Here is a 21,339-nt window from a genome sequence, read left to right as displayed (position 1 = left end):
CATGGTGAACTGCTGGCTACTACGTTGGCACTACGTATGTAGGGAGTGTCGATAGGGCGGCACAAAACCGACAGAGACGGCCGTAAACCCCCTATTTCGAGATCAGTCGTCTGCGCGTCGGTCGCCGTCGAAGAGGTCCGTGAGCAGTCTGGCTTCGGCCTTGCGGAGGTGGCCGTGGAGCGTCGGCGCGGAGATGTCCAGCGTCGACGCGACTTCCTCGGCCGTCGACCCGCGGGGCCAGTCGAAGTACCCGGCGCGGTAGGCCGTCTCCAGCACCTCCTGTTGGCGGTCGGTGAGTTCGCCGACGGTTCCCCGGGAGATGCCGTCGGGCCGACCGACGGGCCGGTCGCGGGTTCGCTTCGAGACGAGGCGCGTCTCGGGGAACGCCGCTTTGACCTCCTCGACGAGACTCCGAACGTCGGCGTCGGGGGCCACCTCGGCGACGGCCGTCGTGACCCTGTCCTCGACGGTCACGGAGACGACCTGCGCGCCGCTGTCGACGAGCGTCCCGACCAGCGTCCCGTCGGGGACCGCCCACTCGACGAGTCCCCCCTCGTCTTCGCGAATCGTCCGAATCCGGTCGGAGTGGGTCGCCGTCAGCGCGTCCTCGTCGGGGACCTCCCCTGACGCCACCCGGAGGTACGCGAGGTGGCCGTCGACGGCGTTCGGGACGATACCGGTCAGTTCGAGGGAACACTCCGTCTCCGCGGCCAGTTCGAGGAGCGTCCCGTCGGTGTCGCGGCTGGCGAACTCCAGTTCGACGACCGATTCCGCGCTGAGGAGGCGGCGCGTCTCGACGGCGTTGCTGGCGTGGCCGATGAGTTCGCCGAGTTCCGCGAGCACCTCGCGCTCCCGGTCGGGGATTGCCGTCGAATCGCCGTCGCTCGATTCCGCCGAGCGGAGGGCGAGGACGCCGTACACCGTCGGGCCGTACACCAGCGGAACCACCGTCCACGTCCCCCGCTGGTCGTCCGGGTCGACGACGACCGGAGTCGCCGCTGCCCGAGACTCGGCCGGGACGGCGCTCGCGATGTCCGCCGGAAGCGCCGACGGGTCGGCGTCGGCCCCGGCGATAGTCCATCCCGCTCCCTCCCCCTGTAACGTCGATAGGTCGGCCGCACACGCCGTCCGGTAGATGCCGTCTTCGGTGAGACGTTCGCACACCGCCCGGCGAATCTCCGACCGACTGGTGGCGGTGACGAGCGCCCGGTGGACGCCCCGAATCGCCGCGTTGAGGCTGTCGAGTCGTTCGAGTTCCTCGCGCTGGGTTTCGAGGCGGCGCTCCCGGTTCTTCCGGGTCGTGATGTCTTGGATGACGAGCGTGTGGCCGGTCAGTCGCCCGTGTCGGTCGTGAATCGGCGACGTGCGTATCTCGTAGACGTTGCCGTCGAGTCCCAGTTCCGCGAGGGCGTCCTCGGTGTCGAAGTCGATGGCCGACTCGTCGACGAGCGAGCGGACCGGTTGGCCGAGCGCCGCCGACGAGGAACAGTCGAACAAGTCGGCCGCCGTCGGGTTGAGGTACAGCACTCGCCGGGTGGTGTCGACGATGACGACGCCGTCTTCGAGGTGGTGGATGACCGCGCTCCGACCGAGTTGTCTGGTCGCCGGGACCAAGTCGAACAGTCGGTGGCGAAACAGCGCGTAGCCGAAGGCGAACCCGGAGACGACGAAGGAGTAGGGCGTGAGGTCGAGGAGGGGCCGTCCGACCTGTACCACCGGGAGCACCGACAGCGCGCTGGCGAGAATCGGGACGGTGACACCGACGACGAGCAGGATGGCCTGGTCGGCGTAGAGGTGGTCCGAGAACCACACCAGACGGAGGAGCAGGAAGCCGCCCGTGGTGATAAGGACGTAGGTAAAGACCGTGAACACCCAGAACCACGGGCCGAACGACTGATCGAAGATAGCGAGGCCGCTGACGACGACGAGCGTGTTGTCCGTCCACATGAGGTGGTGCCACGGGTTCGTCCACGCCAGCGCGGCGGTGACGACCGGAACCACCGAGAGCGCGGCCACGGTCCGTCGGTCAATCAGTTCGTCGTGGCCCGTGTACTCGAGGGCGAACAGCATCCAGAGTACCGGGATCGCGGCCGTGCCGGTCCACTGGACGTACTCCCAGAGCAGTCGCGCGCCGAGGTCGGCGGTCAGCAGGCCGACGAGGTGTGCGCCCGCATACAGCGTAAACGCTGCCACCAGCCCCGAGAACGCGCGGGCACCGTGTTCGGCCCGGTTCCGCCACGCGTAGCCGGTCAGCGCCGTCGTCGTCAGCACCGACAGGGCGAGCAACAGCACGTGCGCGACGGTGGCGAGCGTCACGACTCGGCGCACCCTCGTAGCCGATACCGGACCCGACCCCGATATCCCATTGACAGCACGTTCTACGGCCCGGTTCTTAACCTACCCGCTCACAGTCAGGTCGACTCCGAGAACACACGGTTTAAACACGACAGCGGCCTAGCGGCGCACAATGAGCCGGTCTGGAGCCTTCTGCCCGCGCTGCGGGGACGAGATGGCGGCACACCCCGAGGACCGCCCGGACCTTCCGGGCGCACAGCGGGACTCCGAGCGCGTGCTGTGTGACGCCTGCTACTTCGAGGAGTTCGACCTCGTGGACGCCCCCGAGAAGATACAGGTCCGCGTCTGCTCGCAGTGTGGCGCGGTCCACAAGGGGAACCGCTGGGTGGACGTCGGCGCCGAGGACTACACGGATATCGCCGTCGAACAGGTCAGTGAGGCGCTGGGCATCCACGTCGACGCCCAGTCCATCGCGTGGCAGGTCGCCCCCGAACAGGTCGACAAGAACAACATCCGGATGCACGCCGAGTTCTCCGGCGTCGTCCGCGAGACGCCCGTCACCGAGGAGGTCGTCGTCCCCGTCAGCATCTCTCGACAGACCTGCGAGCGCTGTGGGAAGATAGCCGGGGGTTCCTTCGCCAGCGTCGTACAGGTGCGGGCCGACGAACGCGACCCGACCGAGGAGGAGATCGAGCGGGCGAAGACCACCGCCGAGGAGTACGTCGCCGACCGCGAGGAGACCGGCGACCGCAACGCGTTCATCACCGAGACGAAGGAGGTCCCGGAGGGACTGAACATGAAGATATCGACGAACCAGATGGGACTGGGCATCGCCAAGCGCATCACCGCCCAGTTGGGCGGGACGTACTCGGACTCGAAACGCCTCATCACCGAGGACGAGGACGGCCAGAAGCTCTACCGGATGACCTACGCCGTCCGCCTGCCCCGCTACCAGCAGGGCGAGATTATCGACCCCGAGGACGGCGGCGGCCCAGTCCTCGTCCGCTCCATACAGGGGAACCTGAAGGGCGTCCGACTGGCGACCGGCGACCACTACGAGGCCAGTTTCGAGGCGGGCGAGGCCCCCGACGGCGAGCGGTTGGGCTTCCGCGAGGACGGCCAGACGACGACGCTCGTCGCCGTCGAGGACGAGAACGCCGTACAGGTACTCGACCCGGACACCTTCCAGAGCGTGACGATTCCGCGACCGGACTATCTGGACACCGGCGCCGACGAACTGACCGTGTTCAAGAGCGCCGCCGGCCTGCACGTCCTGCCCGAGAACGGGATCGGCGACGATGCCTGAAGACGACGCCGACCGCGACCAGCGTCTCGCCGTCGTCGTGGCGAAACCGCGCGCCCAGACCGTCATCGACGCGCTGACCAACGAGGGCGTCTACGACGCCGACCGGAGCGTCCGCTCGTGGGACGACGACGGCGTCGCCGTCCCCGTGACCGCTCCGCCGCAAACGGTCGACGTTCGCGAAATCGTCCAGCAGGTCGGCGAGCCACGCCTGCGGACCCTCGAAGACCACCTCCGGCAGCGGGGGTGGACCGACGACGAACTCGACGCCGCCCCGTCCTCGTGGGCCGTCGTCGGGTCGGTCGTCCTCGTCGACGTGGGCGACGCCCCACGTCCCGAAGAGGTCGGACAGGCGTTGCTCGCCCTCCACGGCGAGGCCGACACGGTGCTCGACCGGGGCGGCATCTCCGGGGACCACCGCGAACCGAACGTCACCGTCGTCGCCGGGGAGGGCGACACCGAGACGGTCCACACCGAACACGGCACCCGGTACGGACTGGACCTCGCCGAGGTCATGTTCTCGCCGGGGAACAAGGCCGAGCGAGCGCGGATGGGCGACGCAGTCGAAGCGGGCGAGCGCGTCCTCGATATGTTCGCCGGCATCGGCTACTTCACGCTCCCGATGGCCCGCGCTGGCGCGAGCGTCACGGCCGTCGAGCGCAACCCGACGGCGTTCCGGTATCTGGTCGAGAACGTGATGCAAAACGGCGTCGACCGGAACGTCCAGCCGTATCGAGCGGACTGTCGCGACGTGGTGCCGGAGTTCGCGAGGGAGGCCCGCGCCGACCGCGTGCTGATGGGCTACTACGAGGCCCACGAGTACCTCGACAGCGCGCTCGACGCGCTGGCACCCGGCGGCGTTCTCCACATGCACGAGGCGACGCCCGAAGCGCTCGTCTTCGAGCGCCCTATCGAGCGGCTGGAGGCCGCCGCGGACGACGCCGGCCGGTCGGTCGAGGTGCTCGACACCCGACGCGTGAAGGGCTACAGCGAGGGGGTCGCCCACGTCGTCGTCGACGCCCGGATCGAGTAGCCGACCACAAACTATTCACCAACCGTCCGATAGCTTCGGGTATGCGACGCCGCCAGTTCCTCGCCGCCGTCGCCGTCGGCGCGACCCTCCCCCTCGCTGGCTGTTCGGACCCCCGTGGGTCCATCCGCCTGACCGACGTGAGCGACGACGCCGCACTCGCCGACCGGTGGGCGATTCCCACCGGCGACCTCGCCGACTCGTACCGTGACCTCGCCGTCGGCGCCATCGAGGACGACGCCGAGCGAGCGACGGTGACCGACACACACCCGCCGTTCGACCCGACGTGGCCCATCGCGTACGAGGGGTCGTACTACGCCGTCGACTCCGAGGCGACGAACGAGCGAACACGGACGCAGTACGGCGTCGAGTCGACGGTCGACCCGGACCCGACACCAGAGCGGACGGTCGCATACGCCGACCTCCCCGCCGTCGACCGGGAGAAACTCGACCGCATCTTCGACTCCGACACGGCGCGGGACCCGGGCGAGACGCTCGGCGTCGGCGTGCGCTACACGGACGCCGAGGCCGCCGAGTCGGTCGTCGTCCCAGAACCCGAGTACGACGGCGTCACGCGGGACGGGGCGACGTTCGGGGTCGCCGTCCGCGACAGCCGAGAGGTCACGGTCGCCGACTACCGCTACCGCGCCGAGTTGCTGGCCCGAGACGCGACCGGGTTGGCCGCCATCGCCCGCGAGCGGTTCCGGTTCTCGTTCGACGGCCTCTCGGCGGACCAGCGAGCCATCCTCGACGACGCCAAGAACGGCGAGGCCGAGTCCGAGGACCCGCCGTCGGAAGCGTTCACGGCGCTCGTCGAGCGGTTCCGCGCCCACGACGACGTGGCCGTCGAAGTGTCCGAGTACAGCGGGACGTGGCTGGTCCGCTACGACGGCGCTGACTGGTGGGCCGAGGTCCGGTATCCGGAGGAGATGCGGGGTTAGAAGAGCGGTTCGAGGTCGCCGTCGGTGACCGACAGCAGGTCCGCGAGCTTCGTCTCCGAGCGATCGCTCAACTCGCGCATCGACTGCTGGGTCTCGATGGCGATGCCCTGCAGTTCCTTGACGCGCGGGACGTCGCTGACCCCCGAGAGGACCACCGCGGCGGCCACCTCGTCGGCGTCCGGGACCGGGAAGTCCCCACCCCGGACCTCCATCGTCCCCGTCGCCTCCTCCAGCCAGTTGCGGGCCTTCTCGACGCCCTGCCGGCTCAGTAGCTCCGGCGGCCCGGCGACGACGACGAGTGCGCGCTCGGCGCTCGTTATCTCGCAGGGCAGGGAGAGGCGACCCAACGTGGCCTGCCGGACCGTCGAGAGGATGCGCGGCGTCGCGTCGGAGGCGTCGGCGGCCTTCTTGCCGCCGAAGAACCCGCGCTTGCGCTCGACCGGCGAGGCCGCGTAACCGAACGAAGAGACACCGCCACAGGCGAGTGTGTTGATTATCTCGCTGGCGTCGACCACCTGCTCGGGGACCGCGCGGCCGTCGGTCTCGCCGGCGGCGAGGAGGACGCCGAAGCGGCGAGCGAGTTGCTCGTTGGCCCGCGCGAACCCGCTGGCGAGACTGTCCCCGGCGCCACTCATCGTCTCGTTGTCGTAGACGACGAGGTTGTCCACCTCGCGGACGAAGGTCATGAACGACCGGGCGGCGTTGAGCACGTAGATGCCGCCCTCGTCCTTCGCGGGGAGCAGTCCCAGCCCGTAGACCGGTTCCTCGTACCGCCGGCCGAGTTCCTTCGCGAGGTACGGCGCGACGCCGGACCCGGTGCCGCCGCCGAGGCCGGCGACGAGCATGAACGCGTCCACCTCGTGGGTCGGGATGTCGGCGACGGCGTCCAGCACCTCCTCGCTGTCGGCTTGGGCGATTTCGGCCCCCAGTTCGTTGTCGGCGCCGACGCCGTGGCCCTTCACGCGGTCGGTGCCGATGAGCAAGCGGTTGCCGACGGGGACCCGTTGGAGGCCCAGCAGGTCCGCTTTGGCGGTGTTGACCGCCAGCGCGTCGACGACGACGTCGCTGTCCGTCCGGTCGGCGTACTCCAGAAAGGCGTCCGTGACCTTGCCACCAGCCTGACCGACCCCGATGAGTGCGAGACGCATGCCTGATTGTACGGTAGGGTCGCCTTAACAGTATGCCCGCGCCCGTGGCCCGTCGTAACGCCTAATTAGCCGTCAGCCGAACGGCGTGTATGGACAGACAACAGGTGATGGCGGTCTTTCTGGCCTTCCTGATGGTCGGGTCGGCCGTCGTCTACGGACTCGCGTTCGCGTTCTTCTAGTCCCACACGTCCGAGAGGGGGTGACTGCCGCCGCCCGACCGCGAGCGAGAGCGGTCGTGCCGGCGTTTCGCGCTCGCACTGACGCCCGAAAGCGCCCGGTCCGGCGCGAAGTCGGGCAACTCCGGTTCGGACATCCGCACCACCTGTTCGTCGAACCAGTCGGGCATGTCGTGACGGGCGCGTTCGAACAGGTCCAGGAGCGACGTGTCGGCGAGGTAGGTCGCGCCGTAGTCGTCGGGCGCCCGCACGACGCGCCCGCAGGCCTGAATCACCGTTCTGAGTGCCGTCCGGTAGTACCACCCCCACTGGCCGTCCTCCAGTCGCCGGGCGACCCGCGAGTCCCGCGTGTTCGGGTAGGGGGCCTTACAGAGGACCTGCCAGCGACACAACTCGCCCTCCAGATCCAGCGCCTCCTCCATCTTCACCGAGAGGAACACGTCGGGGTTGTCGCTCCGTTTCCACGCCGACAGCGCGCCGTCCCGGTCTGCCTTGTCGTGGCTTCGGACTCGGGGGCCGACGCCGAACTCGGTCAGCAGGTCGTCCAACTGCTCCTGTATCGCGTAGGAGTGGCAGTGAATCAGGCCCTTCTCGTCGGGGTGCTGGGCCATGATGCGGACGATTTTCCGGGCCACCTTCGGCAGGGTGTCGTCGCGGTGGTCGTAGGTCATCTTCCCCTGCGTGACGTCGTACAGCGGGCGGTTCTCGACGGGGAAGGTGTGGCCCACCTCGACGAGGGCGACGTCGTCGGGGTCCAACCCGACGTTGGCACAGAAGGCGTCCTTGTTCAGAATCGTCGCCGAGAGGAGGGCGAACTTGTTGCCCCGGTCCCAGACGGTGTGTTTCAGGTACCGCTCGGGGTTCATCGGTTTGATGGTGACCGGCGCACCCTCGCCGTCGGCCTGATCGACCACCCACGTCGTCGCGCTCTCGGGGTCGCGGTAGTCCTCCTGGAACCACGAGAGGTCGCTCCGGAGCTTGTTCAGCGAGTCGCGTTCTGCCACCTCGTCGGGGGTGAGTTCGGCGTTGCCCCGCAGTTCCTTCACGCGGCGCTCGGTGAGGTGTTCGAGACGTTCGGCGAAGGCGACGGCCTCGTCCAGTCCGTCGAGGGTCGGCACGTCTAGGTCCGACCACATCGGGATGGTCTCCGGCGAGAGGTCGATGGTGGCGTACATCTCCGCCCACTCGCCCAGGCCGTGGGCCTCGTCGACGACGACCACGTCCCGTTTCCCGAACACGTCGCTGCCGGCCGTCTGCATGAAGTACGCGAGCGTCATCGCGGCGATGCGGCGGTTCGAGGCGATAGCGCGGTCCGAGAAGTACGGACAGCGGTGCTTGACCTGACAGTCGAACTCGCGTTCGCGCACGCAGGGGGCCTGATTGACCGGCGTGTCCGTCTCCCCGGGGAGGATGCAGTCGTAGTTGTTCTTCCCGCGGATGACACAGAGGTCCTCTAACAGGTCGTCCTCGGCCACGTCGTCGAGTTGGGACACCTGCGGCGTCGTGTAGTAGGCGTCGACCACCTGTTCGGCGCTCGCCTCCCCCGCGGTGCGGGCACACCCGGCGATGGCCCGGGCGAGCAGGGACTTGCCGCTCCCCGTCGGCGCGCGTACGAGGACGACGTCCTTCCCGCTCTCGAAGGCCGTGCGAATGTCCGAGAGGGCCTGCTTCTGGTTACCGCGGTAGCTCGGAGCGGGGAACTCGTCGTGGATCCGCGCCGGGTACACGCGAGAAGGCAACGCACCGGTGGGGGTAAACCTTTCTTGTCAGGCGCCGGCGGCGACGGGCGGCGGGTCCCGCCCCATCGACGGAGTGGTGCGTGTTCACACCCACACGGTCGTGGTAGTGGTACCCTCGGAAGTCTTATACATATACCCCCTGTATGTTTGTTTGCAATGGCAAACGGTAAGGTTGATTTCTTCAACGACACAGGCGGTTACGGTTTCATCTCGACTGAGGACGCGGACGAGGACGTTTTCTTCCACATGGAAGACGTTGGCGGCCCGGACCTCGAAGAAGGCGAGGAGATCGAATTCGACATCGAACAGGCCGACAAGGGCCCCCGCGCGACGAACGTCGTCCGCAACTAACGCAGATTTCCGGTCGCGTTAGCGACCACGTCTGACGCGTTTTATCGAACACTCCATCCAGAGCGGCAGCGTCGCGCCGCCGACGACAACGACCGACAGCGAGCGACGGCGACTTACGACTCCTCTGTGAGCGCCGCCACGTCCTCGGCAGTCACCTCGGCGTCGTCCGGAAGCCTGTCGATACAGTCGTAACAGAGGAAGTGTTCGGTGCCGTCGCCGAGTTCGAGGACGATACCCTCGGTCGGTCTGCTCTCCTGTGTCCAGATGTTGGCGATACCGCCACCTATCGAGACGCGGTCGCCACAGCCGTCACAGGGCTGTGATGCCATAGGTTCGCTACCGAGGACGGCGGTAAGGACCTTTTCTTTTTGCTCCGCGGTATCGAACACCACGGTATGGAGGTCGACTGCGAAGGCTGCGCCGGGTGTTGCATCGACTGGCGCCCGCTCACCGGCCGCGACATCGACCACGAGCGCCGCGGGCCGTTCGAACCGCTGGACGACACCTACAACCTCGTCCCCCTCTCCCGCGAAGAGGTCCGCGGATTCGTCGACGCGGGGTACGGCGACGCCCTCCGACCGCGCCTGTGGCGGGCCGAGGACGACGACCGGAGCGTCACGCTCGACGGCGTCGACGTGGCCGCCATCGGCGACCGACCCGTCTTCTTCGTGGGCCTGCGCAAGCCACCGAAACCCGTCGCGCCGTTCGACCGGCCGTCGACGTGGCTCCGGGCCTGCGTGTTTCTGGACCCGACGACGCTGCAGTGTCGCATCCACGACGGCGACCACTACCCCCACGCGTGCAGTACCTACCCCGGCGAGAACCTGCTCTTAGAGACCGAAACGGAGTGTGAACGCGTCGAGTCCGTCCACGGCGGTCGCCGCTTGCTCGACGACGACCCGCCGGACGTGACGCCGCTGTTCGGGCCGGGTGCCGTCGGTGAGCGCGTGTTCGCCCACCCCGAGCCAGAGCGCGTCGCGGGTACTGTCAGGCGATTCCGCGACGACGACCTCACCGCCGAAGACCGGGCCGAGTTCGTCGCCGTCGCCGCCGCGTCCAGTCCGGGGACGCTCGTCGTCAACGACGAGCGATACGAACAGGCGCTCGAGGCGGTCTCGAACGCCGATTCGTGGGCCGGCCGAGCCATCGAGCGGTGGACCGAAAGGGCCGGTGGGTTCGGTGCGAGTGCGCCCGATCCCGACGTCGCCCGCCGAGTCGAAGACGACGACGGCGCACCGCCGACGCCCGGGTGGTGAGCGGGCGGCCGGGTGAGAGCCCGCCGGGTGAACTGGCCACACGACAGGGGAGCCTTTTAACCTCGTGCCGCGCTGTGAGTGGAGCATGCACGTGCTGGTGACCGGCGCGACGGGGTTCGTGGGGAGCCACCTCGTCCCCGCACTCCGCGCCGCCGGCCACGACGTCCGCGCGCTCGTCAGGGACCCGTCGGCGTACGATCCACCGGACGGCGTCGACGTGGCGACGGGCGACCTGTTGGAGACGGGCAGCTTCGAGGACGCACTGGACGGCGTCGACGTCGCTTACTACCTCGTCCACTCGATGCGGGCCGGGGCCGACTACGCCGAGCGTGACCGTCGGGCCGCGAGGAACTTCCGGGCCGCCGCCGACGCCGCCGGGGTGGACCGCGTCGTCTATCTGGGCGGCCTCGGCGAGGATGACGAGATGCGCTCGAAACACCTCCGCTCGCGTCGCGAGGTGGAGTACCTCCTCGCCGACGGCGCGTACGACCTGACGGCGCTCCGGGCCGCCATCGTCATCGGTACCGGGAGCGCCAGTTTCCGCCTCATCCGGGAACTGAACGCGCGACTCCCGGTGATGCTGACCCCGCGCTGGGTTCGCACGGACTGTCATCCTATCGCCATCGAGGACGTCGTCGAGTACCTCGTCGGCGTCCTCGAAACGCCGTCGACGGCCGGCGAGACGTACGAGGTCGGTGGCCCAGAGGTGATGACCTACGCGGAGATACTCCGCCGGACCGGACAGGTGATGCACGACGAAGAGCCACGCATCGTCCCGATCCCGATACTGAGTCCGCGGCTGTCGGCACTCTCCATCGGACTCGTGACCGACGTACCCTCGACGGTCGCCAGACCGCTCATCCGCGGCCTGAAGACCCCCGTGGTGGCGAGCGACGACAGCATCCAGCAGTCAGTTCCGGTGACGCTGACGCCGTTCGACGAGGCCGTCGACCGGGCACTGCAGGGCACCCGAGAGAGTGCCCGCATCCCCGCCGTCGCCGACGGTGGTGCGTCGAGCGAAGCGAGGCGAACCTCCTCAGAGCCCCGGCCCGACGGCTGCGAGCACGCGAAGCGCGTCCGAGCGCCCACAGACCAGCAGCCCGACGGTGGTGAGTCGAATGAGCAGTGAGAGTCCGCATCCCGACTACGGCGAGACGTGGGTGTACGAGAGCATCGTCGGCGCGCTCCCCGGTATCCACCTCCCGACGTGGGCCGCACTGGCCATCCAACTTGTCGTCTTCGAGGTGGCCGTCGTCGCGATGGCGTGGTACTACGACGTCTGGAACGCCGCCATCGCAGCGACGGCCGTCGTCTTCGTCGCTACCATCGGGAGCATCGAGATGCTGCGCATCAGCACGCTCATCCGCCGCATCGACGTCCCACCGACCTATCGAGCGCTGCTGTTCTCCTCGAACATGGAGGTGGTGCTGTCGGTGCTCGCGTACATCGCGATGCTGACCCACCTGTTCGTCTTCGACCCACAGACCAGAGAAGTCCCGCTCGTCACGACGCTGTTCGGCGAGGAGCCGCCGGTACTGGTGGTGTACCTGACGCTGCTCATCCTCTGGGACGTGAGCTACCGCATCGGCACGGGATGGTGGGCCAGCGTCACCGGCCTCTGGCGGTCGTTGCGCTTCCGGTTCGACCCGGAGACGGCACGGGTCTTCCAGCGGGCCGACTTGGAGACGTGGGGATTCGGCGTACTCCAGTTGGTACTGGTGCCGTTCGTGCTGAACCAGCCAGTCCTGCTCGCGGCGCTGATAGCTCACGTCGTGGCGGTGACAGTGGTCACGGCCGTGTCGGTGACGTTGCTACAGGTCCGGTCGAGAAAGGCCGGCGTTACTCGGAGTTGATCTGCTTGAACTGGTCCAGCAGCTCCTCGGTGGACTCCCCACTGTCGTAGTCGACAGTCCCGTGATACGCTGTGCGGTCGTCGTCCTCCGACAGGTCGACTTCGTTGTTCTTGCGTTCACGGCGTTCGTGTTCGTCGTCGTCATACGCTCCCATAGACATGCGTTACCACACTCGAACTTGCGTGTTAGTACCTATCAATGTAACGGTCGGAGCGATTTTCGACGTTCGAACCCTATCTCTGCCGTTCTCAGCCATTTCGTCCCGTGTGATGCCCCGGATGCGGAACGCACAAGACCACCGACCGACTACTGACGGGTGTGGCTGGCCCACTTCGATTTCGCTACTCGACCGAGCGCTGGAGCGAGGACCGCGTCCGGCGTGACCTCCTCTCTCCCCTGCAGAGCACCTTCGGCGCCGAACTGAACGGCCCGTGGTTCGCCCCACCCGAAGGGTGGACGGCCCGCCGGCTGGAGATGGACAACGGCGACCTCGCGCTCTTTTGCTGGAACGGCAACGAAGCCTACTGGCTCGGTAACACACAGACGCCGGAGACCCTCTGGCGGACGAACAAGCGCACGTTCGAGGAGTCCCCCGACCCCATCTCCGAGTGGGCCCAGCGCGAACTGCTGGCCCAGTTGGAGGTCGAGGACCCGTGGCTCACCGAGTACGAAACCGTCTCGCACTTCTTTCTCCCCGTCTTCCTCTCGAAGGACGGCCGGGAGTCCACCCGCGAGTTCTTCCGCGACCACGCCGGGGGGTTCCCCGACGCCAGTCAGGCCGAGGGCCTTCGGTTCTACGACGAGTTCCTCGCGACCGGTGTGTTAGACGAGTACCGCTACACCATGGCCAGCAAACTCGGGACCAGCGAGGGGTTCGACCTCTCGCGGATGCAGGCGACGATGGGGGAGTTCAACACCGCCAAACTGCTCGTCGACTCGGGCAACGACATCGAACCCGAGGTGGAACTCGGGTCCGGCCACTCCGTCGACTTCCGCGTCGAGGACACTCTCGTGGAGGTGACGCGTCCCCGTCCGCCGACTCGCCGGCAGGTCGACACCGCCATCGGCGCGCTGAAGGCCTCCGGCGACGCGAAGACCCGCGACCAACTGGCCGCTCATCCGGGGGCCGTACTGGTCGTCGACTGCACCTCCTTCCGCGACGACGAGTGGCACCGCGTCCACGCCGAGAAACCCGGCGTGGGCTACGAACCGCTCGTGGTGTTTCGCTACCGCCCCGACGGCCGCGTCGAGGGGTACTCCCGCGGGTCGGTACCGTTCCCGCTCCCGTTCTGACGTGCGCTCCCGTTTGTTTCATCGCTGTCCCGGTAAATGACGCCGCCCGACGGGAGAAAGGTTTCAACCCCCCGCGTCGAACGGTGGCCGTGGCCGAGCAATCGGCCGAGATACCATGGACGTCGATACATTCATCAACGCGAACCGACCGGACGAGGGCGGCGACACCTTCCAGCTAGAGAGCAGCAAGCTCCTCGACATCGCCGTCGACGGGACCGTACTGACGAAAGCCGGCGCGATGGTCGCCCACGACGGGGACCTCACCTTCACGGGGAAGTCCAACGCCGAGGGCGGCCTGACTGGCTTCATCAAGTCGAAGGCGACCAGCGAAGGTACCCCCGTGATGGAGGTCGAAGGCACCGGCCACCTCTACGTCGCCGATCAGGGGAAAGAGATACAGATAATGGACCTAAACGAGGACGAGTCCATCTCCGTCAACGGCAACGACGTACTCGCCTTCGAGTCGAGCATCGACTACAGCATCTCCACCATCGGCAGCCTCGCCGGGTCCGCCACCGGCGGCCTGACGAACGTCTTTCTCGAAGGCCCTGGCAGCGTCGCCATCACGACCCACGGCGACCCGCTGGTGCTCACCCCGCCGGTCAAGACCGACCCGGCGGCGACCGTCGCCTGGAGCGCCGACAACTCCCCCTCTAGCAGCGTCAACCGGAGCCTCTCGGACATGATCGGCCAGTCCTCCGGCGAGCAGTACCAACTGGAGTTTTCGAACCCCGACGGGTTCGTCATCGTCCAGCCCTTCGAAGAAGTCGGCCCGCAGCAGTAAGTCGGTGGGCCGCTTTTAGTCCCGGCCGTCGTACCTCGGGCCATGCCCCACATCGCGGACACGCACATCGTCAATCGCGAGCGAGTTCAGCCGACCCACGCCAACAACTACGAGAGCGCCCACGGAGGCATCGTCATGAAGTGGATGGACGAAATCGGCGCGATGTCCGCGATGCGGGCCGCTGAAGAGACCTGTGTCACCGCACAGATGTCCCGCGTCGACTTCGAGCGCCCCATCCCCATCGGCGACACCGCCCTCGTCGAGTCGTGGGCCTACGCCACCGGCCGGACGAGCGTCCGTGTTCGCATCGAAGTGTCGCGCGAGAACCCCCGAACCGGCGAGACCGAGGAGACCACGAGCGCCTACGCCACCTTCGTCGCCGTCGAGGACGGGACGCCGGTCCCGGTGCCCGAACTGACCGTGCACGGCGAGAAGTGCAAGGAGTTGCGGGACCGAGCGCTCGCCGAGGAACCCGAGCGGGAGTGAGCGGCGATTGACAGGGAGTCACATCCCGCGTACAGCTTTCGCTCCTCACGTCCGTTCGTCGCAGAAAGCCTAGGCCGGAATTTGAATCCGGGGTCTCGTCCTTACCAAGGACGCGCTTTACCGCTAAGCTACCCAGGCGCGTTTCGATGTACCCGGCAATTGTCTTTAGGCGTTTCGATTCGGTGCCGGCGTGGCGATTGTTCTCAGTGGTCGGCGGCGGCCTCGGTGCCGTCACTCGGAGGGTGGTCGGTCCGGGTGTGGGCCGTCAGCGCGTCCGCTATCTCGTCGCCGACGAGACGGCCGTTCTCGGGTAGCCCGTCGCTCCCGAGGTCGGTAGCGAACTCCCGCAGCGTCGGCGTGGGGTGGACGCCGCCGGCGGTGACGCCGGCGACGACGGCGAGTTCGCAGATGTCGACCTCGAGAGTGCCGTCGAGGCGCTCGTCGCCGGTGGTCCGCTGGACCGTCTGGTCGTGGCCGAACGAGCGGACGACCTGCACGGCGGCGTCGGCGGCCTCCGTGCGAGCCAGTAGGTAGAACCCCCGCGAGACGAGGATGTCGGCGATGAGGATGTCGAGGTCGGCGGCGTCGCGGTCGCCGCCCGCCCACGGGTCCTCGTGGGCGAGTTGGCGAGTGAGCCGGAGTCCCTCGTAGATGAGTTGTACGCCGGCGGCGCGGTCGGCGTCGCCGTCGGCGGGGTCGGTGGGATGCTCTCTGGCGGCGCTGGCGCTGACCAGCGTCAGCACGCCGGGCGAGAGCGAGGCGTCGTCGAGGCGTGCCGTGATGCGTTCGCGGAGACGTTCGGGCTCGACGTCGTCGACCGCCGCCAGCGCGGCTTGGCGGACCGCCGCCACTTCCTCCATTGGTGTGACCTAGCGGCGGCAAGGGCAAAGACCTTTGGAAACAGCGGAGTCAGACAGCGCATGGTCCGAACGACGGCCGAGGGTGACGTTCGGGTGCTGACACTCGACCGACCAGACCGACGCAACGCCCTCGACCGCGAGGCGCTCGGCGAGTTGGAGACGGCAGTCGCCGAAGCGACAGAACCGGTCGTCTACCTCCAGGGCGCTGGCGAGGCGTTCTGTGCCGGGGCGGACTTAGACGTAGTCGAGACGCTGGACGCCGAGGGTGCCGGCGAGTTCGCGGCGCTGGGACAGCGTGTCGCGACCACCATCGAGCAGTACGACGGCGCGGTCGTGGCCGGCGTCGACGGGGCGGCCCGCGGCGGCGGCGTCGAACTGGCGCTGGCCTGTGACCTCCGGGTGGCGACGCCGGATGCGACGTTCGCGGAGACGGGCGTCAAACTCGGTCTGTTCGGCGCGTGGGGCGGCACGGGACGGCTCCCCAGAATCGTCGGCGAGGGCGAGGCGCTGGACCTCGCGCTGTCGGGTCGCACCGTCGACGCCGAGACGGCTCTGCGGATGGGACTGGTCTCGCGCGTCGTCTCCGACCCACGAGCGGTCGCCGACGAGGTGGCCGCCGTCGACCGCGGGGCACTGAGAGAACTGAAGGCGCGAATGCGCGACGCGGCGGACCAGCGGACGTTAGAGGACCGCGAGCAGGCGGCGTTCGCGCGACTGGTCGAGACCGCCGACTTCGGAAGCGCCGCTGCCCACGACGGCGAGTAGCGCGTCGGCGGTCGGGACCCGCCCGCCGGAACGAGATTTATAGTCACGCATCACCTAGCGGGGTGCGTGAACCGCACGGCAGCGCTCGACGCCGTCGTCTTCGGGGTAGACATCCAGAGCGGCGACGTGCGCGGTGACGCCCCCTCCTACGCGTTGGTGGTGTTCGACGGCGAAGAGATAGAGCGGGACGTGGTGTCGCGGCGGAAGCTCCGGCGCCTCGTCGACGACGAGGAGCCGGACATCCTCGCGACGGACAACATGTACGAACTGGCGGCCGACAAGGACCAGTTGGTCCACTTGCTGGGCTCGCTCCCCGACGAGACGAAACTCGTACAGGTGACCGGCGACGAGCGCCCGGAACCGCTCTCGCGGGTCGCCAAGCGCCACGGCGTGCCCTACGGAAAGAAGCCCATGAAGGAAGCGGAGGCCGCGGCCCGACTCGCCGCCGCGAACGTCGGACAGGAGGTGTCGGCCTTTACCGACACGACCGAAGTGAAAGTCTCGCGCGGCCGCTCGACCGGAAAGGGTGGCTGGTCCGAGGACCGGTACACCCGCCGCATCCACGGCGCCGTCAAGAAGCAGGCCCGCGAGGTCGAGTCCGAACTCGACGGCGCAGGACTGGCGTACGAACGCGACGTCACCGAGAAGTACGGCGGCTTTTCGAGCGCCGTCTTCCGCGTCCAGGCCCGGCCACAGGACATCCCCGTCTCGACACACCGCTCGGGCGACACGCGCGTCGAGATAGAGCGGGTCCGCCGGGACGGCATCGAGTTCCGGCCGCTGGCGAAGCGCCGGGACCACGTCGTCGTCGGCGTCGACCCCGGGACGACGACGGCCGTCGCCATCGTCGGGTTAGACGGCGAGGTGCTGGACGTCTACTCCTCTCGCACCAACGACCGGGCGGACGTGGTCGAGTGGATAATCGAGCGCGGGCGCCCGGTCGTCGTCGCCGCCGACGTGACGCCGATGCCCGAGACAGTCGAGAAGTTCCGCCGGTCGTTCGACGCCGCCGGGTGGGAACCCGAACGCGACCTGCCCGTCGACGAGAAGAAACACCGGACCCGCGAGGAGGCCTACGACAACGACCACGAACGGGACGCGATGGCGGCGGCGCTGTACGCCTTCGACCACCACGAGAGCCAGTTCGACCGCGTGGCGGGGAAGGTCCCGCCACAGCACGAGGTCGGACCGGTCGTCGCCCGCGTCGTCGCCGGCGACGAGTCCGTCGAGTCGGTGCTTCGCGACATCGAGGGCGACGACGAGAGCGAAGCGGAGTCGACCAGCCACCAGCCACGCGAGTTGAGCGACGAGGAGAAGGAGATCAAACGGCTGGAGGCCCGCATCGACCGCCTCGAATCCCACGTCGACGACCTGAAAGACACGATCCAGCAGAAAGACGAGCAGTTACGCGAGAAGGACAAGCAACTGGAGAAGGCCAGACAGGAGGGCCGCCGGGAGGTCCGCAAGGACCGCGAGGTCACCAGACTCGAACGGCGTAACGAGGCCCTCGAACGGAAAGTCGAGGACGAACAGGCGAAACGCGAGGAACTGGCGGGGAAACTCGACCGCTTGAAGTCGCTGTGGAAACTCGACCACTCGAACTTCGCCGACGTCGCCGACGAACGGGACGGACTGGTGCCCGTCAAGGTCGTCGAGCAGTTCACCCGCGACGCCATCGAGGCCGCCGACGAGCAGTTCGGCCTCGTGGCCGGCGACGTCGTCATGCTCCGGGACGCCTCCGGCGCGGGGCGGTCGACGGCGAAGCGCCTCGCCGAGGCCGACCCCCGCGTCGTCCTGCGCGACGGCAACCTCTCGGACGCCGCCGACGAGGTGCTGTTCGACCACGACGTCCCGGTCGCGCCCGTCGAGATGGTCACCGTACAGGAGATAGACGAACTCGCCATCGCTCGCGAGGCAGAGGTCGAGGCCGCCATCGCCGACTGGGAGGACCGGGCGGAAGACCGGGAGCAAGCACAGAAGGCGGAGATGGTCGACCAGATAATCAGCGAACACCGGGCCGACAGGCCGGTGGAGGACTAGGGAGTGACTGAGCGAACGCGACGGGATGGTGCCGACGGACGTCGTCGAGGAATCCGACGACCGGCCGTCGAGACGGACGGCGGGGCGTGCTTCGCGTTCGGTTTGCGGGCCGCTTAGGGCATCCCGCCGCCCATCCCCATCCCGAAGGAGGCCAGCAGACTCGTGACGAGGCCGTAGACGACGAGGCCGAGGCCGCCGACGACGAGTGCGATACCGGCCGCTACGATCGGTTGCTTCCATGCGACGAGGCCGATACCACCGAACAGGACGACGACGCCCGCGATACCGGCGGCACCGAGTTTGTCGAGCATACCCGAGTTCGCCCGGCGGGCGGACAAAAGCCCGTCGGTCAGTACTCGAACTCGGTGTCGACGCCCTGTGCTGCGCCGACCATCTCCGCGACGGCGTCCTGTCGGCGCAGGAGCGTCATCGTATTGCCGGTCACGTCGAAGGTGCCGTTCATCACGGACTCGGAGACGTCGAGGTCACCCTGTAACATCGCCACCCAGGCCTCGTAGGGCCCGCGGAGCGCGAACTCGTAGTCGGCGTCGCCGTCGACGAGGTGAGCGTCCGTACAGACGCCGTCGCCGATAGTGACCAGGAACCGTATCGGGTCACCGTCGTAGACGTCGTCGGCCTGAATCTCGAAGCAGAACGTCGCGTCGAAGTCGGCAGCGGCCTCGGCGAAGGCGTCGCGGTCGTTGATCCGGTCGCGCCACGCCTGCGCCCAGTCGTCGGCCTCGGCGGGCAGCCTGAGAGTCATGCGCGGCGCTTACGGTGGCCAGACCTTGTGCCTTACCACTCGGGCGTCTCGCTTGGCGACGGGCAATCGTACAAAACTTAACCCTCCCGGGGCCGAACACTCAGCTATGAGCGACAACGAGGGCCGGAAAGACCTGCGGATGCCGGACGACGACGAGGTGTTCGCCGTCGTCACGAACATGCTCGGCGCGAATCGCGTGAAAGTACGCTGTATGGACGGCGTCGAACGCACAGCCCGGATTCCCGGCAAGATGCAAAAGCGTATCTGGATCCGCGAGGACGACGTCGTCCTCGTCGAACCGTGGGACTGGCAAGACGAGAAAGCAGACATCACGTGGCGCTACGAGAAGCAAGACGCTGACCAGCTCCGCGAGGAGGGCCACATCAAGGAGTAGCGCCGTAATGCACCGCGCCACAGCCTCGACGGAGGCCCAGACGTGAGCGACAGCGAGGCGGAGTTCGGGCTGCTCGAAACCGACGAGGCCGAGGGCGTCGGCGACGAGTGGGAGGAGATCGACGTCTCCGACACCGAGGCCGACCGCATCGCCAGAAAGCGGGACCGCGAGTTCAGCGAGTTCCGGAAACGCATCAAGGACGCCGACCAGTTCAAGGTCGAGGCCAGCGTCTTCGACGACGCCACCTACGGCGCGCTGTACAAACTGGTGCAGGACGGCCACATCGACGCCTTCGGCGGCCCCATCTCGACGGGGAAAGAAGCAAACGTCTACACCGCGCTCTCGGGCGACGAGGAGGTAGCGGTGAAGGTGTACCGCATCAACGCCTCCGATTTCAAGGACATGCGGGGGTATCTGGACGGCGACCCCCGGTTCGAGGGCATCGGCTCGGACAAGAAGAAAGTCGTCACCGCGTGGGTCCGCAAGGAGTCCTCGAACCTCAAGCGCGCCCGCCGCGCGGGCGTTCGCACGCCCGAACCCATCGCCGTCGAGCGCAACGTCCTCGTGATGGAGTATCTGGGCACCGAGGAGGGCCGGGCCAAACGGCTGAACGAAGTCCACATCGAGAACCCCGAGACGGCCTACGAGGTCGTCAAGGAGTACGTCCGCCGTCTCTACGACGCCGGCCTCGTCCACGGGGACCTCTCGGAGTACAACGTCGTCTTCCACGAGGGGCAACTGTACATCATCGATTTGGGGCAGGCGGTCACCATCCACCACCCCAACGCCGACGAGTTCCTCGAACGGGACTGCCGGAACGTCGCGAACTTCTTCGCCCGGCAGGGCGTCGACACCACGCCCGACGAGCTGCTCGCCTACGTCAAGGAGTACGCGACGCCGAAAGACGACGACGACACCGCACCCGGCAGCGACGACGACGCCGTCCCGCAGGGGACGCCCGAGGACCGACGCGAGGACTAACCGAGACGTTCTCCAGCGACCGCATGACGGCCCGGAGACGAGATACGGGTGGGACTGAAAGGGGCCGGACGCTCGTCGCCGCCCCGAGGAAGCAAGCACGCGAGCGAAGCGAGCGCGCACAGCGACTCGCGGCGGTACGAGCGTCCGGGGGCTTTCTGGTGGTTTGCAGTCGGCTGTTCGTCCGGAGACACCGCCGAGACTAGACGCCGAAGTCTTAAACAGGCAGAACCCCGTACTCCGAAGCATATTATGAAACACGTGAAGATTCCGCAGGACCGAATCGGCGTGCTGATCGGCGAAGGTGGTGAGACCATGCGCGAAATCGAAGAGCGGGCGGAAGTCCGTCTGGACATCGACTCCGAGGACGGGACCGTCAAGGTCGAGTCCGTCGGCGACCCCGTGACCGCGCTGAAGGGGCCGGACATCGTGAAGGCCATCGGCCGCGGGTTCGCGCCCGAGGACGCGCTGGCGCTGCTCGAAGACGACATGATGATGTTCGAGATGATCGACATCGAGGCCGCCGCCCGCAACAAGAACGACCTCCGTCGCCAGAAGGGCCGACTCATCGGCGAGGGCGGGCGGACCCGGGAACTCATGCAGGAACTGACCGGCGCCGCCGTCGTCATCTACGGGTCGACGCTGGGTATCATCGGCGGCCCCGAACAGGTCGACGCGGTCCGCGAGGCCGCCGAGATGCTGCTCGACGGCGCACCCCACGGCTCCGTCTACTCGTTCCTCGAACGCAAACACAACGAGATGAAACACAAGGGACTGGAGTACCACCAGTTCACCGGGTGAGCGGGCGACGCGGCTTTTTCCTCCCGTTCGGGCGTAACATATAACGCCGCGGGCCGTCAACGATAGCGGAGAACGACCGTGTC

23 protein-coding genes and 1 tRNA gene are annotated in these 21,339 nt (G+C 67.7%); 15 read left to right on the top strand and 9 right to left on the bottom strand.

The annotated features are described in order from the left end of the window. Nucleotides 1-102: 102 nt before the first annotated feature. Nucleotides 103-2,316: a histidine kinase N-terminal 7TM domain-containing protein gene (locus NDI85_RS15350; protein WP_310916275.1), complete on the bottom strand. Its 2,214-nt coding sequence runs from the start codon at nt 2,314-2,316 to the stop codon at nt 103-105. A gap of 151 nt (nt 2,317-2,467) precedes the next feature. On the opposite strand from NDI85_RS15350, the gene NDI85_RS15345 reads away from it, so the two are divergent. Genes NDI85_RS15345 through NDI85_RS15335 form a run of 3 tightly spaced genes read left to right on the top strand, consistent with a single transcriptional unit; the run spans nt 2,468 to nt 5,569 of the window. After that, the gene (locus tag NDI85_RS15345; protein WP_310916274.1) at nt 2,468-3,601 is read left to right on the top strand and encodes a 60S ribosomal export protein NMD3; all 1,134 of its coding nucleotides are present in this window, start codon (nt 2,468-2,470) and stop codon (nt 3,599-3,601) included. Then, entirely contained in the window at nt 3,594-4,631 is a 1,038-nt protein-coding gene (locus NDI85_RS15340) for a class I SAM-dependent methyltransferase family protein (protein ID WP_310916273.1), read from the top strand. Before NDI85_RS15345 ends, NDI85_RS15340 begins: the two co-directional genes overlap by 8 nt. Before the next feature lie 41 nt (nt 4,632-4,672). Continuing rightward, entirely contained in the window at nt 4,673-5,569 is an 897-nt protein-coding gene (locus tag NDI85_RS15335; protein ID WP_310916272.1) for a hypothetical protein, read from the top strand. Here NDI85_RS15335 and NDI85_RS15330 read toward each other — a convergent pair. Together NDI85_RS15330 and NDI85_RS15325 are read right to left on the bottom strand one after the other, a co-directional pair. Then, nucleotides 5,566-6,717 carry a tubulin/FtsZ family protein gene (locus NDI85_RS15330; RefSeq protein WP_310916271.1) on the bottom strand — a complete coding sequence of 384 codons (1,152 nt, stop codon included), beginning with the start codon at nt 6,715-6,717 and terminating at the stop codon, nt 5,566-5,568. The two genes, NDI85_RS15335 and NDI85_RS15330, sit on opposite strands and share 4 nt — an antisense overlap. A 175-nt stretch (nt 6,718-6,892) precedes the next feature. Continuing rightward, the gene (locus tag NDI85_RS15325; RefSeq protein ID WP_189000135.1) at nt 6,893-8,620 is read right to left on the bottom strand and encodes an ATP-dependent DNA helicase; all 1,728 of its coding nucleotides are present in this window, start codon (nt 8,618-8,620) and stop codon (nt 6,893-6,895) included. 168 nt (nt 8,621-8,788) lie between these two features. Here NDI85_RS15325 and NDI85_RS15320 point away from each other — a divergent pair, with 168 nt between their 5' ends. Then, nucleotides 8,789-8,983 carry a cold-shock protein gene (locus NDI85_RS15320; RefSeq protein WP_166967680.1) on the top strand — a complete coding sequence of 65 codons (195 nt, stop codon included), beginning with the start codon at nt 8,789-8,791 and terminating at the stop codon, nt 8,981-8,983. 113 nt (nt 8,984-9,096) lie between these two features. Here the strand turns inward: NDI85_RS15320 and NDI85_RS15315 are convergent, their stop codons facing one another. Next, the gene (locus NDI85_RS15315) at nt 9,097-9,312 is read right to left on the bottom strand and encodes a hypothetical protein (protein WP_189000138.1); all 216 of its coding nucleotides are present in this window, start codon (nt 9,310-9,312) and stop codon (nt 9,097-9,099) included. Nucleotides 9,313-9,378: 66 nt separating this feature from the next. Here NDI85_RS15315 and NDI85_RS15310 point away from each other — a divergent pair, with 66 nt between their 5' ends. The 3 genes from NDI85_RS15310 to NDI85_RS15300 all read left to right on the top strand — a co-directional run bounded on the left by NDI85_RS15310 (nt 9,379) and on the right by NDI85_RS15300 (nt 12,092). Continuing rightward, complete coding sequence (locus NDI85_RS15310) at nt 9,379-10,239, top strand: YkgJ family cysteine cluster protein (protein ID WP_310916270.1); 861 nt, start codon at nt 9,379-9,381, stop codon at nt 10,237-10,239. A gap of 85 nt (nt 10,240-10,324) precedes the next feature. Continuing rightward, nucleotides 10,325-11,368: an NAD(P)H-binding protein gene (locus tag NDI85_RS15305; RefSeq protein WP_189000143.1), complete on the top strand. Its 1,044-nt coding sequence runs from the start codon at nt 10,325-10,327 to the stop codon at nt 11,366-11,368. Continuing rightward, the gene (locus tag NDI85_RS15300; RefSeq protein ID WP_189000146.1) at nt 11,358-12,092 is read left to right on the top strand and encodes a hypothetical protein; all 735 of its coding nucleotides are present in this window, start codon (nt 11,358-11,360) and stop codon (nt 12,090-12,092) included. Before NDI85_RS15305 ends, NDI85_RS15300 begins: the two co-directional genes overlap by 11 nt. Here NDI85_RS15300 and NDI85_RS15295 read toward each other — a convergent pair. Further along, nucleotides 12,079-12,252 (bottom strand): DUF5786 family protein, encoded by a 174-nt coding sequence (locus NDI85_RS15295; RefSeq protein ID WP_220617700.1) that lies wholly within the window; start codon nt 12,250-12,252, stop codon nt 12,079-12,081. The genes NDI85_RS15300 and NDI85_RS15295 overlap by 14 nt on opposite strands. A gap of 158 nt (nt 12,253-12,410) precedes the next feature. Between NDI85_RS15295 and NDI85_RS15290 the strand changes: the two genes are divergently transcribed. The 3 genes from NDI85_RS15290 to NDI85_RS15280 all read left to right on the top strand — a co-directional run bounded on the left by NDI85_RS15290 (nt 12,411) and on the right by NDI85_RS15280 (nt 14,655). Next, a complete protein-coding gene (locus NDI85_RS15290; protein ID WP_310916269.1) occupies nt 12,411-13,385 on the top strand; it encodes a DUF5784 family protein in 975 nt (324 codons plus the stop codon). Between the two features lie 115 nt (nt 13,386-13,500). After that, a complete protein-coding gene (locus tag NDI85_RS15285; RefSeq protein ID WP_166967668.1) occupies nt 13,501-14,169 on the top strand; it encodes an AIM24 family protein in 669 nt (222 codons plus the stop codon). Between the two features lie 42 nt (nt 14,170-14,211). Further along, a complete protein-coding gene (locus NDI85_RS15280; protein WP_166967666.1) occupies nt 14,212-14,655 on the top strand; it encodes an acyl-CoA thioesterase in 444 nt (147 codons plus the stop codon). 66 nt (nt 14,656-14,721) lie between these two features. On the opposite strand, the gene NDI85_RS15275 is transcribed toward NDI85_RS15280, so the two are convergent. Both NDI85_RS15275 and NDI85_RS15270 read right to left on the bottom strand, forming a co-directional pair. Beyond that, nucleotides 14,722-14,793 (bottom strand) — tRNA-Thr (locus NDI85_RS15275). 65 nt (nt 14,794-14,858) lie between these two features. Continuing rightward, entirely contained in the window at nt 14,859-15,515 is a 657-nt protein-coding gene (locus tag NDI85_RS15270) for a hypothetical protein (protein ID WP_189000204.1), read from the bottom strand. Between the two features lie 60 nt (nt 15,516-15,575). On the opposite strand from NDI85_RS15270, the gene NDI85_RS15265 reads away from it, so the two are divergent. Further along, nucleotides 15,576-16,280, top strand: a complete 705-nt coding sequence (locus NDI85_RS15265) for an enoyl-CoA hydratase/isomerase family protein (protein WP_310916268.1) — start codon at nt 15,576-15,578, stop codon at nt 16,278-16,280. A 66-nt stretch (nt 16,281-16,346) separates the two neighbouring features. Beyond that, nucleotides 16,347-18,320, top strand: coding sequence for a DUF460 domain-containing protein (locus NDI85_RS15260; protein ID WP_310916267.1), 1,974 nt, complete (start codon nt 16,347-16,349; stop codon nt 18,318-18,320). A 113-nt stretch (nt 18,321-18,433) separates the two neighbouring features. Here NDI85_RS15260 and NDI85_RS15255 read toward each other — a convergent pair whose 3' ends face one another. Further along, nucleotides 18,434-18,631: a hypothetical protein gene (locus NDI85_RS15255; protein ID WP_166967657.1), complete on the bottom strand. Its 198-nt coding sequence runs from the start codon at nt 18,629-18,631 to the stop codon at nt 18,434-18,436. A gap of 38 nt (nt 18,632-18,669) precedes the next feature. Beyond that, a complete protein-coding gene (locus NDI85_RS15250; RefSeq protein ID WP_189000212.1) occupies nt 18,670-19,083 on the bottom strand; it encodes an SCP2 sterol-binding domain-containing protein in 414 nt (137 codons plus the stop codon). A gap of 106 nt (nt 19,084-19,189) precedes the next feature. Here NDI85_RS15250 and eif1A point away from each other — a divergent pair, with 106 nt between their 5' ends. The 3 genes from eif1A to NDI85_RS15235 all read left to right on the top strand — a co-directional run bounded on the left by eif1A (nt 19,190) and on the right by NDI85_RS15235 (nt 21,256). After that, a complete protein-coding gene (gene eif1A, locus NDI85_RS15245) occupies nt 19,190-19,477 on the top strand; it encodes a translation initiation factor eIF-1A (RefSeq protein ID WP_166967653.1) in 288 nt (95 codons plus the stop codon). A gap of 42 nt (nt 19,478-19,519) precedes the next feature. Continuing rightward, entirely contained in the window at nt 19,520-20,458 is a 939-nt protein-coding gene (gene rio1 / locus NDI85_RS15240; protein ID WP_310916266.1) for a serine/threonine-protein kinase Rio1, read from the top strand. Nucleotides 20,459-20,707: 249 nt separating this feature from the next. Beyond that, nucleotides 20,708-21,256 carry a pre-rRNA-processing protein PNO1 gene (locus tag NDI85_RS15235; RefSeq protein ID WP_166967649.1) on the top strand — a complete coding sequence of 183 codons (549 nt, stop codon included), beginning with the start codon at nt 20,708-20,710 and terminating at the stop codon, nt 21,254-21,256. The last annotated feature ends 83 nt before the right edge of the window (nt 21,257-21,339 follow it).

The organism is Haloarcula sp. S1AR25-4 (assembly GCF_031624555.1).
GTDB lineage: Archaea > Halobacteriota > Halobacteria > Halobacteriales > Haloarculaceae > Haloarcula > Haloarcula pellucida.
Note: the sequence above shows the minus strand (reverse complement) of the source record. Positions and strands in the feature narration are given on the sequence as shown.

What these genes read in the sequence shown, in the direction of transcription:
- NDI85_RS15310 (WP_310916270.1), top strand. Translation starts at nt 9,379, where the DNA reads ATGGAGGTCGACTGCGAAGGCTGCGCCGGGTGTTGCATCGACTGGCGC.
- NDI85_RS15335 (WP_310916272.1), top strand. Translation starts at nt 4,673, where the DNA reads ATGCGACGCCGCCAGTTCCTCGCCGCCGTCGCCGTCGGCGCGACCCTC.
- NDI85_RS15280 (WP_166967666.1), top strand. Translation starts at nt 14,212, where the DNA reads ATGCCCCACATCGCGGACACGCACATCGTCAATCGCGAGCGAGTTCAG.
- eif1A (WP_166967653.1), top strand. Translation starts at nt 19,190, where the DNA reads ATGAGCGACAACGAGGGCCGGAAAGACCTGCGGATGCCGGACGACGAC.
- NDI85_RS15265 (WP_310916268.1), top strand. Translation starts at nt 15,576, where the DNA reads ATGGTCCGAACGACGGCCGAGGGTGACGTTCGGGTGCTGACACTCGAC.
- NDI85_RS15285 (WP_166967668.1), top strand. Translation starts at nt 13,501, where the DNA reads ATGGACGTCGATACATTCATCAACGCGAACCGACCGGACGAGGGCGGC.
- NDI85_RS15305 (WP_189000143.1), top strand. Translation starts at nt 10,325, where the DNA reads ATGCACGTGCTGGTGACCGGCGCGACGGGGTTCGTGGGGAGCCACCTC.
- NDI85_RS15315 (WP_189000138.1), bottom strand. Translation starts at nt 9,312, where the DNA reads ATGGCATCACAGCCCTGTGACGGCTGTGGCGACCGCGTCTCGATAGGT.
- NDI85_RS15295 (WP_220617700.1), bottom strand. Translation starts at nt 12,252, where the DNA reads ATGTCTATGGGAGCGTATGACGACGACGAACACGAACGCCGTGAACGC.
- NDI85_RS15320 (WP_166967680.1), top strand. Translation starts at nt 8,789, where the DNA reads ATGGCAAACGGTAAGGTTGATTTCTTCAACGACACAGGCGGTTACGGT.
- NDI85_RS15340 (WP_310916273.1), top strand. Translation starts at nt 3,594, where the DNA reads ATGCCTGAAGACGACGCCGACCGCGACCAGCGTCTCGCCGTCGTCGTG.
- NDI85_RS15235 (WP_166967649.1), top strand. Translation starts at nt 20,708, where the DNA reads ATGAAACACGTGAAGATTCCGCAGGACCGAATCGGCGTGCTGATCGGC.
- NDI85_RS15270 (WP_189000204.1), bottom strand. Translation starts at nt 15,515, where the DNA reads ATGGAGGAAGTGGCGGCGGTCCGCCAAGCCGCGCTGGCGGCGGTCGAC.
- NDI85_RS15250 (WP_189000212.1), bottom strand. Translation starts at nt 19,083, where the DNA reads ATGACTCTCAGGCTGCCCGCCGAGGCCGACGACTGGGCGCAGGCGTGG.
- NDI85_RS15255 (WP_166967657.1), bottom strand. Translation starts at nt 18,631, where the DNA reads ATGCTCGACAAACTCGGTGCCGCCGGTATCGCGGGCGTCGTCGTCCTG.
- NDI85_RS15330 (WP_310916271.1), bottom strand. Translation starts at nt 6,717, where the DNA reads ATGCGTCTCGCACTCATCGGGGTCGGTCAGGCTGGTGGCAAGGTCACG.
- NDI85_RS15300 (WP_189000146.1), top strand. Translation starts at nt 11,358, where the DNA reads ATGAGCAGTGAGAGTCCGCATCCCGACTACGGCGAGACGTGGGTGTAC.
- NDI85_RS15345 (WP_310916274.1), top strand. Translation starts at nt 2,468, where the DNA reads ATGAGCCGGTCTGGAGCCTTCTGCCCGCGCTGCGGGGACGAGATGGCG.